This is a genomic window from Mangrovimonas sp. sgz306409 (genome assembly GCF_059735265.1).
Genome location: NZ_JCAPEU010000004.1, coordinates 168,949 through 182,006 on the forward strand (window position 1 = coordinate 168,949; position 13,058 = coordinate 182,006).

12 protein-coding genes are annotated in these 13,058 nt (G+C 36.5%); 7 read left to right on the forward strand and 5 right to left on the reverse strand.

Features of this window, described 5'->3' with window-relative positions:
- Nucleotides 1-107: 107 nt before the first annotated feature.
- Nucleotides 108-1,166 carry an acyl-CoA reductase gene (locus AC6I5C_RS08675; RefSeq protein ID WP_497904807.1) on the reverse strand — a complete coding sequence of 353 codons (1,059 nt, stop codon included), beginning with the start codon at nt 1,164-1,166 and terminating at the stop codon, nt 108-110.
- A gap of 80 nt (nt 1,167-1,246) precedes the next feature.
- Between AC6I5C_RS08675 and AC6I5C_RS08680 the strand changes: the two genes are divergently transcribed.
- The 5 genes from AC6I5C_RS08680 to AC6I5C_RS08700 all read left to right on the forward strand — a co-directional run bounded on the left by AC6I5C_RS08680 (nt 1,247) and on the right by AC6I5C_RS08700 (nt 7,981).
- Nucleotides 1,247-1,600: a 4Fe-4S dicluster domain-containing protein gene (locus tag AC6I5C_RS08680; RefSeq protein ID WP_053977921.1), complete on the forward strand. Its 354-nt coding sequence runs from the start codon at nt 1,247-1,249 to the stop codon at nt 1,598-1,600.
- A gap of 141 nt (nt 1,601-1,741) precedes the next feature.
- A complete protein-coding gene (gene ychF, locus AC6I5C_RS08685; RefSeq protein ID WP_497904808.1) occupies nt 1,742-2,836 on the forward strand; it encodes a redox-regulated ATPase YchF in 1,095 nt (364 codons plus the stop codon).
- A 146-nt stretch (nt 2,837-2,982) separates the two neighbouring features.
- A complete protein-coding gene (locus tag AC6I5C_RS08690) occupies nt 2,983-4,839 on the forward strand; it encodes a DNA topoisomerase IV subunit B (protein ID WP_497904809.1) in 1,857 nt (618 codons plus the stop codon).
- Nucleotides 4,840-4,846: 7 nt separating this feature from the next.
- Nucleotides 4,847-5,326, forward strand: a complete 480-nt coding sequence (locus tag AC6I5C_RS08695) for a hypothetical protein (protein ID WP_497904810.1) — start codon at nt 4,847-4,849, stop codon at nt 5,324-5,326.
- Nucleotides 5,327-5,329: 3 nt separating this feature from the next.
- On the forward strand, nt 5,330-7,981 hold the full coding sequence (locus tag AC6I5C_RS08700; RefSeq protein WP_497904811.1) for a DNA gyrase/topoisomerase IV subunit A: 2,652 nt from the start codon (nt 5,330-5,332) through the stop codon (nt 7,979-7,981).
- A 214-nt stretch (nt 7,982-8,195) separates the two neighbouring features.
- Here the strand turns inward: AC6I5C_RS08700 and AC6I5C_RS08705 are convergent, their stop codons facing one another.
- The 3 genes from AC6I5C_RS08705 to AC6I5C_RS08715 are packed head-to-tail and all read right to left on the reverse strand — an operon-like array spanning nt 8,196 to nt 9,803.
- Complete coding sequence (locus AC6I5C_RS08705) at nt 8,196-8,981, reverse strand: TerC family protein (RefSeq protein WP_497904812.1); 786 nt, start codon at nt 8,979-8,981, stop codon at nt 8,196-8,198.
- A 3-nt stretch (nt 8,982-8,984) separates the two neighbouring features.
- The gene (locus tag AC6I5C_RS08710) at nt 8,985-9,371 is read right to left on the reverse strand and encodes a hypothetical protein (RefSeq protein WP_497904813.1); all 387 of its coding nucleotides are present in this window, start codon (nt 9,369-9,371) and stop codon (nt 8,985-8,987) included.
- 33 nt (nt 9,372-9,404) lie between these two features.
- Nucleotides 9,405-9,803: a helix-turn-helix domain-containing protein gene (locus AC6I5C_RS08715; RefSeq protein WP_497904814.1), complete on the reverse strand. Its 399-nt coding sequence runs from the start codon at nt 9,801-9,803 to the stop codon at nt 9,405-9,407.
- Nucleotides 9,804-10,105: 302 nt separating this feature from the next.
- On the opposite strand from AC6I5C_RS08715, the gene AC6I5C_RS08720 reads away from it, so the two are divergent.
- Both AC6I5C_RS08720 and AC6I5C_RS08725 read left to right on the forward strand, forming a co-directional pair.
- Entirely contained in the window at nt 10,106-11,248 is a 1,143-nt protein-coding gene (locus AC6I5C_RS08720; RefSeq protein WP_497904815.1) for a M14 family zinc carboxypeptidase, read from the forward strand.
- A gap of 73 nt (nt 11,249-11,321) precedes the next feature.
- The gene (locus AC6I5C_RS08725; RefSeq protein WP_053977912.1) at nt 11,322-11,801 is read left to right on the forward strand and encodes an Lrp/AsnC family transcriptional regulator; all 480 of its coding nucleotides are present in this window, start codon (nt 11,322-11,324) and stop codon (nt 11,799-11,801) included.
- Between the two features lie 119 nt (nt 11,802-11,920).
- Here the strand turns inward: AC6I5C_RS08725 and aroB are convergent, their stop codons facing one another.
- Complete coding sequence (gene aroB, locus AC6I5C_RS08730; protein WP_497904816.1) at nt 11,921-12,997, reverse strand: 3-dehydroquinate synthase; 1,077 nt, start codon at nt 12,995-12,997, stop codon at nt 11,921-11,923.
- Nucleotides 12,998-13,058: the final 61 nt, after the last annotated feature.

Here is a 13,058-nt window from a genome sequence, read left to right on the forward strand (position 1 = left end):
GATAGATTTTTGTCCTAAAAACAGTTTTATTGATTAATTTGTTTGTGTTGACCGCAAAGTTGATAAATTATATTAAAAAAGGCGTTAATAAATTAATAATTTATCAGCTAAATCGTTAGCAAAAATTCAATAGTATCTACGTTATCGGCATAATCCCAAAGTTGCGGGTTTTGAGTTTGTCCGAAAGGGATTTCATTGATGATAACATTTTTAGAAACAACACATTGAATGTCTTCTTTGTCGTTTTCTAATTTGTTTTTTAAGTCTTCAATGGAATCATAATATTCGTAAAAAACCGTCGCTATTGGTGAGCTATAATTTGGGTCTTCCTTGATCATCAAAAAGCCGTTTTCTAAAATGTCAAACTCACTCATTAAATACACCGCTTTGTTATAATCGTAGTTATTGGCATATTTAGCTTCATTAATAATAGGATTCCAATCATACATGGCTTGAAAGAAGTGATTGAAATCATAGTCTTTAGGAATGAATATTTTGGAAACATTTCTACAGCCCAATCCGTAATATCTGAATATGTCATTGGAGAGCTCTTTGAGTTCTTCTTCGGTTTCGTTTCCTGTGAGAACTGCTACGGAATTGCGGTTTTTTCTAATAATGGAAGGTTTGTCCTTGAAGTAGTATTCAAAATAGCGCGCAGTATTGTCACTTCCGGTGGCAATTACGGCATCAAAATTCTCTAGTTTTGCTTCCGTAAAACTTATTTTTCCTTTGAAACCAGGTTCAACGAATTCTAAATATTTGGCCAAAAAGGGAAGTAGCTGCTTATCGTTGCTGGATTGCTTTACCATAACATCGTGACCAGAAATAAGCACGGAAACAAAGTCATGAAATCCTACCAAAGGAATGTTTCCAGCCATAATAATGGCTACTTTTTTAGGAGATTCGTTGTTAAAGTGGTACTTTAAGAGCCACTTTTCAATGTTGTTTTTTGTCAATGAGTTAGACCATCCGTTCAGCGCGTAAACAATATTTTCTTTTGTGAACCAGCCATTGTGTTCATTGGCCAAATTAATTTGATGTTTAAAGCCGTCAAAGAATAGGTCGTTATGAGGGATATGTTCCTTTTTAATAAAATTATCTTGTGCAAACTGACTTAAAAAATCACCTAATTTTACAAATGCATCAATTCTTTGTGGTAAATTCATTCTGTGTTTGGTTATGAATGGTTTTGGCTTTATTTTTGTACAAAGTTAGAAAATTTAAACGCTGAAATAGAAAAAATGCTATGGCAATAATTATAACAGATGAATGCATAAATTGTGGAGCCTGTGAACCGGAATGCCCTAATACAGCTATATATGAAGGCGCCGATGATTGGAGGTACAATGATGGAACCAGTTTGAGTGGGGACGTTATTTTGCCAGACGGTAAATCGGTGAATGCTGATGAGGCACAGGAACCATTAAGTGATGAAATATATTATATAGTTCCTGATAAATGTACCGAGTGTAAAGGATTCCATGAAGAACCTCAATGTGCTGCGGTATGTCCGGTGGATTGTTGTGTTCCAGATGATGACCATGTGGAAACGGAAGATGAATTGTTAGGAAAACAACGCTTTATGCACCCTGAAGATTAATTCAGAGGCAATTTTTACAACACATCATTAAATCCTGAGTAAACACTCGGGATTTTTTGTTTAAAACATCGTATAAATGGTTAACTTTGCCACCGCATTTCCACGGCGGTGGAACATAACGTAATGAACTAATACTAAAATATGAAAGCAGGAATTGTAGGATTGCCTAATGTGGGTAAATCAACCTTATTCAATTGTTTGTCCAATGCTAAGGCGCAAAGTGCAAACTTTCCATTTTGTACCATAGAACCTAATGTTGGGGTGGTAAACGTACCAGATCCTAGATTGCAAAAATTGGAGGAATTAGTAAAGCCTGAGCGCGTATTGCCAGCAACGGTAGAGATTGTGGATATTGCAGGTTTGGTAAAAGGAGCTAGTAAAGGTGAAGGATTAGGGAATCAATTCTTGGCAAATATTCGTGAAACTGATGCGATTCTTCATGTTTTGCGTTGTTTTGAGAACGACAATATTGTGCACGTAGATGGTAACGTGAACCCGATTAGAGATAAAGAAACCATCGATATGGAGTTGCAGTTGAAAGACTTGGAGACCGTTGATAAAAAGCTGGAAAAAGTTAAGCGAGCTGCAAAAACCGGGAACAAAGAAGCTCAAAAAGAGGAGGCTGTTTTGTTGACTATAAAAAATGGTTTGGAAGCAGGTATTTCTGTAAGAGCTTTGGAGTTTAGTGAGGATGATTACAATGATTTTGTAAAGCCTTCCCAATTCATTACAGACAAGCCGGTAATGTACGTTTGTAATGTAGATGAAGGATCTGCGGTATCTGGAAACAAATATGTGGAACAGGTTCGCGAAGCTGTTAAGGATGAAAATGCCGAAGTTTTGGTATTGGCAGTTGCTACAGAAGCAGATATTAATGAATTAGACGATTATGAAGAACGTCAAATGTTTTTACAGGACGTTGGCTTGGAGGAGCCAGGGTCTTCAAAATTGATCCGTTCGGCTTACAAATTATTGAACCAACAAACTTATTTCACTGCAGGAGTAAAGGAAGTAAGAGCTTGGACCGTGAATATAGGAGCGACAGCACCTCAAGCAGCAGGAGTAATCCATACCGATTTTGAAAAAGGTTTCATTAGAGCTGAAGTAATCGGTTATGAAGATTATGTGAACTTCGGTAGTGAAGCAAAAGTAAAAGAAGCTGGAAAAATGCGAGTGGAAGGAAAGAATTATATTGTAAAAGATGGAGACGTTATGCATTTCTTGTTTAACGTATAAAACTACTTTTCCTACAAATCTAAAAGCCAATATCCTATGGGATGTTGGCTTTTTTATGTGTAATTTGTATCCGTTTATTTCGCATTTTTGTGCCGAAATATTATATTAGCATCTAACTCAAAAAAATAAATGCATAGGCTTGTTATATGATTGAACAAACCAATTACACCGAAGACAATATTCGCTCACTCGATTGGAAAGAACACATCAGGATGCGTCCTGGTATGTATATCGGGAAGCTTGGTGACGGTTCTTCCCCAGATGATGGTATTTATATCCTATTGAAGGAAGTTTTAGACAACTCTATTGATGAGTATGTCATGGGAGCTGGAAAGACCATCGAAATTTCCATTCAGGGAAATAAGGTGATTGTACGTGACTATGGTCGTGGTATCCCTTTAGGGAAGGTTGTGGATGTTGTTTCAAAAATGAACACAGGGGGGAAGTACGATTCCCGGGCCTTTAAAAAATCGGTGGGATTAAATGGGGTTGGTACCAAGGCAGTAAATGCCTTGTCCGTTTATTTCAGGGTAGAGTCCACTAGAGATGGAAAGTCGGCTTCGGCAGAATTCCACCAAGGAAACCTTACCAATCAAGAAATGTTGGAGGATACCTCTAGACGCAAGGGGACCAAAGTGTCCTTTGTACCTGATGATACCATTTTCAAAAACTATAAGTATAGAAGTGAGTATGTAGAGAAAATGCTCCGAAATTATGTGTATCTCAACCCGGGATTGACCATAGTTTTCAATGGTGAAAAATTCTATAGTGAAAATGGTTTGAAGGATTTATTGGGAGATAATACCAATGAGTCTGATTTGGCATATCCAATCATCCATTTAAGGGGAGATGATATAGAGGTTGCGTTAACTCACAGTAAAACACAATATAGCGAGGAGTACCACTCATTCGTAAACGGACAAAATACAACACAAGGAGGAACACATTTAGCGGCCTTTAGAGAGGCGCTGGTGAAAACTCTTAGAGAATTCTTCGGAAAAAACTATGATGCCTCCGATGTGCGAAAATCTGTGGTGTCCGCCATTTCCATTAAGGTTATGGAGCCTGTTTTTGAAAGTCAGACCAAAACCAAACTGGGATCCACTGATATGGGAGGGGATTTGCCAACGGTAAGAACCTACGTAAACGACTTTTTAAAAACACATTTAGATAATTATCTGCACAAAAATCCTGAAACTGCGGACAAGATCCAAAGAAAGATCCTTCAAGCAGAACGCGAACGTAAGGAGCTTTCTGGAATCCGTAAATTGGCGAAAGACAGAGCTAAAAAAGCCAATCTTCACAATAAAAAGTTACGTGATTGCAGGATTCATTTTGGGGATACAAAGAATGAGCGAAATCTAGAAACCACGATATTTATAACCGAGGGGGATTCGGCATCTGGAAGTATCACAAAATCCAGAGATGTGAACACGCAGGCGGTATTCAGTTTAAAAGGAAAGCCATTGAACTGTTATGGCTTAACCAAAAAGATTGTTTACGAGAACGAAGAGTTCAATCTGTTGCAAGCAGCTTTAAATATTGAAGAATCACTTGAAGATTTGCGTTATAACAATATTGTAATAGCAACCGATGCCGACGTGGATGGAATGCACATTAGACTATTGCTGATCACGTTCTTTTTACAATTTTTCCCTGAGGTAATTAAAGAAGGGCATTTATATATATTGCAGACGCCTTTGTTTAGGGTTCGTAATAAAAAAGAAACCATCTATTGTTATTCCGACGAAGAACGGCATTATGCCATTGATAAATTAAAACCAAAGCCGGAAATCACACGATTTAAGGGATTAGGTGAAATCTCTCCCGATGAGTTCAGACATTTTATAGGCGAGGACATCCGTTTGGATCCTGTAATGTTGGATAAAGATAAGTCCATTGAAGAGCTTTTGGAGTTCTATATGGGGAAAAATACGCCAACCAGACAAGAATTCATCATTAACAATCTTAAGGTAGAGTTAGACGTACTGGAAGAAAAGTAGGGGATCTATGAGAACCAATAATGCTAAAGTAAAGAATGTTATCATTTCGGTATATTTTATACTGATTGTTTTGGCTATACTTTTAGCTACGGTTTTTAGTGCTTTTTCAGATGTGAGCGATAATCCATTTATCACCTTTACTTTGGTTACTGGAGGTTTTATAGTGCTTTTTTCTATTGTTTACTATATTTCCAGATATTTTGAATATGATAGCGATGGTGTAAAAGTAGTGGTCATTAATAGAGGGCTATTGTTGGCAGACTATTTTAATTACAGGGAGCATAAAGCTGAATTTACCAAAGAACAGTTGGTAAGATTTAGAATCAACAATTTTATAGTTTACAAATCCTTGGTGCTTTATATAAAAGACAAGCGTGGCAACGTAAACAAAGAAAGCTTTAACATCACTTTGGTATCTCGAAGAAAACGGAAATATGTTAAACAGTCTTTGAGTAAAATGATTAAACTAAATAGAAAATCTAAATAATTAATGACAGAAGATAACGACGATTTGCTCAATAATGAACGAGACGATCAACAGGAAACCATTACTCGTGTTACGGGGATGTACAAAGATTGGTTTCTGGATTATGCCTCGTATGTAATTCTAGAACGGGCCGTGCCTGCCATAGAAGACGGCTTCAAACCCGTGCAGCGAAGAATCATGCATTCCATGAAAGATTTGGATGATGGTCGTTATAATAAAGTAGCTAATATCGTTGGACACACCATGCAGTATCACCCACACGGGGATGCCAGTATTGGAGATGCTATGGTACAAATTGGCCAAAAGGATTTATTGATTGACACCCAAGGAAACTGGGGGAATATTTTAACGGGTGATGGTGCTGCAGCTTCGCGTTATATTGAAGCCCGTTTGTCTAAATTTGCTTTGGATGTAGTCTATAATCCTAAAATTACAGAATGGCAGGCTTCTTATGATGGAAGGAGAAAGGAGCCTATAAACCTTCCGGTAATGTTCCCATTGTTATTGGCCCAGGGTGCAGAAGGTATTGCAGTAGGATTGTCTACTAAAATTTTACCTCACAACTTTATCGAACTCATCGATGCTTCCGTAAAGCATTTAAATGGGAAACGTTTCACTATTTTTCCAGACTTTCCAACAGCGGGAATTGCAGATGTTACCAACTATAATGATGGTAACCGTGGTGGACGCGTTAGGGTAAGGGCTAAAATTTCTCAATACGACAAAAACACACTGGTTATTACCGAGATACCATTCGGAACCAATACATCTACTTTAATAGATTCTATTCTTAAAGCCAATGATAAAGGCAAGATTAAAATCAAAAAAATAGAAGATAATACAGCTGCGGAAGTTGAAATTTTGGTGCATTTACCAGCAGGAATTTCTCCTGATAAAACCATTGATGCGCTATATGCATTCACAAATTGTGAAATGTCTGTTTCGCCATTGGGCTGTGTTATTGAAGACAACAAACCACTCTTTATAGGGGTGTCGGAAATGTTAAGACGTTCTACTGATAATACGGTTGAATTGTTGAGACAGGATCTTCAAATCAAGTTGGAAGAATTTGAAGAGCAGTGGCACTTTGCATCTTTGGAACGCATATTTATTGAAAACAGAATTTATCGCGATATTGAGGAAGAAGAAACTTGGGAAGGTGTCATTCAAGCAATTGACAAAGGACTGGAACCTCATGTAAAGCATTTAAAGAGAGCTGTAACTGAGGAAGATATTGTGCGTTTGACAGAAATACGAATCAAACGTATTTCTAAATTCGATATTGATAAAGCACTTCAAAAAATAGAAGCTCTTGAAGGTCAAATTGCAGAAGTAAAGCATCATCTAGCCAATATTATAGACTACGCGATAGCTTATTTTGAAAGACTGAAAAAAGAGTACGGTCCAGGAAAAGAACGTAAAACCGAAATCCGTGTGTTTGATGATGTAGATGCAACAAAAGTGGTGATTAGAAACACTAAGTTGTACGTAAATCGAGCAGAAGGATTTATTGGTACGTCTCTGAGAAAGGATGAATATGTTTGCGATTGTAGTGATATTGATGATATTATCGTATTCACAGCCGATGGTAAAATGATGATTACCAAGGTGGATTCCAAGACTTTTATAGGGAAGGATATCATCCATGTGGCTGTATTCAAGAAGAAGGATAAGCGCACCATTTATAACATGATGTACCGAGATGGTAAGGGTGGCCCTACCTATGTAAAGCGCTTTAACGTTACAGCCATTACGCGCGACAGGGAATATGACCTTACCAACGGCGCAAAAAATTCTGCAGTGTTATATTTTTCGGCCAATCCAAATGGGGAAGCCGAAGTGGTAACGGTGTTGTTACGTCAAGTGGGCAGTATCAAGAAATTAAAATGGGATTTGGATTTTGCCGAAATCCTGATAAAAGGGCGTGCTTCCAAAGGTAATTTGGTAACCAAATATTCTGTGAAGCGTATCGAGCTTAAAGAGAAAGGGGTATCTACTTTGAAGCCTAGAAAAATTTGGTTTGATGACGCTGTACAACGTTTAAATGTTGACGGAAGAGGCGAGTTACTAGGGGAATTTAGAGGCGAGGATCGCATCTTGATCATTAATCAAGCAGGTGTAGCAAAAACCATTACTCCTGAATTGACAGCACATTTTGGAAATGACATGGTTGTCATGGAAAAATGGATTCCTAAAAAACCAATTTCTGCCATCTATTACAATGGTGAAAAGGAACTGTATTATGTGAAGCGATTTTTTATAGAAAACGAAAGTAGGGAAGAAAGCTTTATTCCGGACCATCCAAATTCACAACTTGAAATAGTTTCTACCGATTGGAAACCTATGGCCGAAGTGGAGTTTACGAAGGAGCGGGGTAAAGACAGGAAAGAGAATCTCTTGGTGAACCTTGAAGAATTTATTGGTGTAAAAGGAATTTCGGCTCTAGGAAATCAGTTGACCAAATACAAAGTCAACCAAATAGGCTTGTTGGATCCTTTGCCTTATGAAGCTCCGGAAGAAGTTCATGCCGATGATTTGGAAGTGGTAGACGAAACTGATGTTACAGAGAAAAATGAAGCTTCCGAAGAAAATGTTTCTCAACAAGACAATTCGGAATTAGAGGATGATGATCAAGGGCAAACTACCTTGTTCTAATTTCTACAACAAATAATTTTTAAAAGGTCAAATCAATTTTTAGCATTTGACCTTTTTTTGTACGAAAAATCAAGATTTATCTTCATCGCTATACTTTGCGTATTCAGTACATCGGTAAAGAAAAAATTAAATACGCGAATTATGAGCAAGTAGGAAAATTTGCTCATTTTGATTTTTTAAGGTGATTTTTATTTGAAGTGAAATTATTTTGGACTTACCGTTTTTTGGAAGTTTTAAAATTCAATAATTCCACGAAAAGTGAAAAGGCGATTGCAAAATATAAGTAGCCTTTTGGAATAGCACCAATGGTTTGATCAAAAATAGAAGTGTGCGATAAATGCGCCGCTTCGGTGATTAGCATAAAACCGATAAGGATAATAAATGCCAATCCCAAAACTTGCATACTGGGGTGGTTGTCTATAAATCTTCTTACGGGATTTGCAAAAGCAATCATAATTCCTATGGAAATTACCACCGCAATAATCATCAATATTAAAGCATAATTATGGTTGGGGTGTAGGCCGTTGGTCATTCCAACTGCCGTAAGGATTGAATCGATGGAAAAAATAAAATCAATAATCAATATTTGAACAAGGGCTTGAGCCAGTGATTTTATTTTTTTTGACTTTACGGAGTGTTCATCATGGGTAGGATTCTCAACTTTTTCTCGAATTTCAGAAGTGCTCTTGTAAATTAAAAACAGGCCTCCAGAGAACAAAATTATGGCTTGCCAACTGATGCCAATGTGCAGCCAAGAGGTATCAATGGTGTAAAAAGGATCGTCCAAACCAATTAAAAACGACACAAAAAACAATAATACAATACGCTGAAACATAGCCAAGAGAAGCCCTATAGTAGTTGCTTTTGAGCGTTGGGTTTCAGGAAGTTTGTTGGCAGCTATGGAAATGAATACAATGTTGTCAATACCAAGGATGACCTCAAGAAATGTGAGGGTGAGTAGTGCCATAATAGCTTCCCCGGACAACAAAAATTCAAGCATGGACTAATCTACTTTTTTGGCGGTGCCTTTAACGACTCTGTTGGGGCGGTTGCTTTCCTTTACGGCATATTTATATTCAAAGGTATACGTATCTTCGGTAGTACTGATGATTTTCATGTGAATGGCCCTTTTTTCCTGATTGGATTTAGGGTTTAAGTTGGTTAAGATGAACTCACAATCATTGATCCATCGTACGGAAGAAGAGTCTATTTTACCATCAAAATAGTCAATGCTGTAAGCTTCGGTACGTACAAATTTCCCTGTTTTCTCAATGCCATCTTCTAGGTAATTAAATTGAAAAGTACCTGTTTTATAGTCGGCGCAATTGCGATCTATATTAAAGCAGCTGGTCAATATCAAACAGCCAAAAAGGGCAAAAATTATCTTCATCGTTATAGTTTGAAGCAAAATTAAGAAAGAATTTTATTCTTTTTGATATTCTTTAAAAGTTCCATCAGTGTAAAAAATGACGATGCGTTCAATAGCCTTGTCAAGGGGTTTTTCTAAGACGGAAGGGGGGAGTTTTGGAGCTTGTTTTAGGGGGTCTTCACGCTCAACAATAGGAAGGGACGTTTGCCCAGAAAAGAGTTCCCTACCAGCAGGAAAAGTTCCTTTACCATTCAATAGCCAATACAATTCTACTTCAGGAAAAGCCTGAAGTATTTTAAGAACAAAGTCCAAACTAGGCTTGTTTCTTCCTGAGAGGATATGGGATATACTAGAACGTTGTACTCCCATCTTTTCAGCAAAGGAAGAGGCGCTTTCACTATAGTAATCCATCACTTTTTGTAGCCGTTTAACAAAGTCATCGTTGTTTATCATTGTAAACAAAGTGTTAGTTAGGTTGTTGTTACAAATGTAAAACAATATTGGTTACATTGGTGAAATAACTGAAAAATAGTTCAATATATGCTTAATTTTAGCTTTAAATAAATATTATTAAGTCTCTAGAAAACAGATATTTAAGTTTTATTTGATGTGTGCATTGAATTATTCGTAATACCAACTAATAAACAGCTTTTTAGCTATGATTAAAATGTTACAAACGTATACTAAAAGCCTCGATTTTATTGTTTACAGTTGTAAATATCTCTTTGTTTACCTTTGTAACTTAAAATTTCACAATGACTATAGACAGCCTATCTCGAGACTATGATTTGATTTGCGAAAAATCACTTCAGCATAGATACATTACCAATACTTCAATAGAGCCCTTGCTTAAACAGCTGCCTTCATTTTTTAAGCTGGATGTTATCGGTACTTCTGTTAAAGGACAAAACATATATTCCATAACATTTGGTAATGGGCCTAAAAAACTTCTTTTATGGTCTCAAATGCACGGAAACGAGAGTACGACCACTAAGGCTCTTTTTGATGTATTTAACTTCTTTAAACAGCCTTCAGAAATTAGTAGACAATTACTGGAGAATTGTACATATAAAGTAATTGCTATTCTAAGTCCGGATGGAGCTGAAGCCTACACAAGGGTAAATGCGAACGAAGTAGATCTTAACAGGGATGCCCAAAACCTTACGCAACCAGAAAGTAAGGTGCTTAAAAATTGTTTTGAAACGTTTCAACCGGATTATTGCTATAATTTGCATGGACAACGTACCATATTTAGTGCAGGAGCTAGCGATAATTCTGCCATAGTATCTTTTTTGTCGCCATCTCAGGATGAGGAGCGGTCGTTAACACCCAATAGAAAGGTCGCTATGGAGATCATAGCCGAGATGAACAAACACTTACAAACCGTTATCCCAAATCAAGTGGGGATATATGACGATAGTTTTAATATTAACTGTGTAGGGGATACGTTTCAGCATTTGGGAGTGCCTACCATATTATTTGAGGCTGGTCACTATCCGAATGATTATGCAAGAGAGGAGACCAGAAAGCTTATTTACTATGCTTTAATGCTGTCTTTTCAATATATCGCTAATAATGATATAAAAGGTGATAATTATGAGCCATATTTCACGATTCCGGAAAATCAAAAACTCTTTCATGACATCATTATAAGAGATGCTTTAGTGAATGGAAAAATTTGTGATGTTTGTGTGCAGTATGAAGAGCTACTTGAAAAATTAAGTGTTAAATTTACACCTAAAATTGAGCGCTTTTCGAAACAAGGGGAATTGCATGCTCATAAAGTGTATAACGCTAAGAAACAGAGGGTGTTAACTACTGAAAATACAGAGCTTAAGGAGGGTAGCGAAATCGATTTCGTTTTCATTGAAAATCATAAAATATCATTAATAATGTAAAAAAAATGTGATATACTGTATTATCTTCAAAGAAAATCTATTATTTTTGTTTTAAATTTAACAGAACTTAAATATGGCTAAATTCAAATTAGACGAAATCGATCACCAAATTTTGGATATGTTGATCGATAATACTAGGATTCCCTTTACAGACATTGCAAAAAAATTGGTTATTTCCGCAGGAACTGTTCACGTGAGAGTTAAAAAAATGGAGGAAGCAGGGATTATCCAAGGGTCTTCATTAACATTGGATTACAAAAAGCTGGGATACTCCTTTATTGCATATGTTGGGGTTTTCCTTCAAAACACTTCACAAACAAAATTTGTTTTGGAGCGTATCAACCAAATTCCATATGTAACTGTAGCGCATATTACAACTGGTAAGTTTAATATTTTCTGTAAAATTAGAGCTAAAAACACGGACCATGCCAAGGATGTTATTTTTATGCTGGATGATATAGATGGTGTTTACAGAACAGAAACGATGATTTCTTTGGAAGAAAGTATCAACGACAAAAAGCGTTTAATGCATACAATCTTTAATGAATTGTAATAGATTAATAACGTTACGTTTTTCAAAAAGGGCTATTAATGTAATAGTCCTTTTTTTATAGAATAAAGAAGTATTATTCTGGGTAATGAAAATTATCACTGTGAAATCATAAAGGCTCGTTACTTATAACAACTTTTATAATATTCGAAAGCTTTTATGATGAGTTGGTTATCAACAACACAATCAATTTTAGGTATGCCTATAGTTTCTAAAAGCACAAAGTTGATATTACCGTGCTCATTCTTTTTGTCGTATTTTAAAAGCTCTATAATACTTTCAAAATCGGCTTCTTCAATCTCTACATATTCATAGATTTTACTAATTACGTTTTGAATTTCCTCTAGATCTTTTTTGGACAATCCTGTAAGTTCAGATGAAATATAACATTCCAAAATCATCCCAACTGCAACCGCTTCACCGTGTAGTAATTCAGGTTTTTCAGGATGGTTCAAGAAATACGATTCAATGGCATGGCCTAACGTGTGCCCGAAATTTAAAGTTTTTCGCACATTGTTTTCAAAGGGATCCTTTTCTACAATATCGTTTTTAATAAGAACCGATTCGTAAATTAAATCGTCTAGGTCGTGCAATGTTAGATGGGCTAAATCTTTCATTTTGTCCCAATAGGCCCTGTTGTAAATAAGCCCGTGTTTCAACATTTCTGCCAAACCAGATTTTAGTTGGTTTTTGGGAAGTGTATTGATAAAGGAAGTGTCTATCAAGACCATTTCACCCGAACTAATTACTCCAATTTGATTTTTTAAGGCTCCAAGGTCTACTCCAGTTTTACCTCCAACAGAAGCGTCTACCATGGCCAAGAGGGTAGTGGGGATATTGATGTACTTAATCCCTCTTTTAAAAGTGCACGCCACAAAACCTCCCAAATCCGTTACAACACCGCCACCAAGGTTTAGTAGTAGACTTTTTCTATCAGCCCCCAATTCCGAAAGGACGTTCCAAACTCCAGAACAGGTTTCAATGGTTTTGTGTTGTTCTCCAGGTTCAATTTCAATAATCTCAATTTCCACATCTGTTTCAACTTTTGGTAAGAACTGAGAGAGGCACAATCCGTGGGTATTTGAATCTACCAGCACAAAAATTTTGGAGAACCTATTTTTCGATAAATAATGATTTAATTCTGTATAAGCTTCGTCATTAAAGTGAACTTTGGAAGATGTTGATATAATGGATTTCATTGTGCAAAAAAAGTTAATAATATGATGTGAAAATAAGCAGTTTTTAGGATAAAATTAGGGG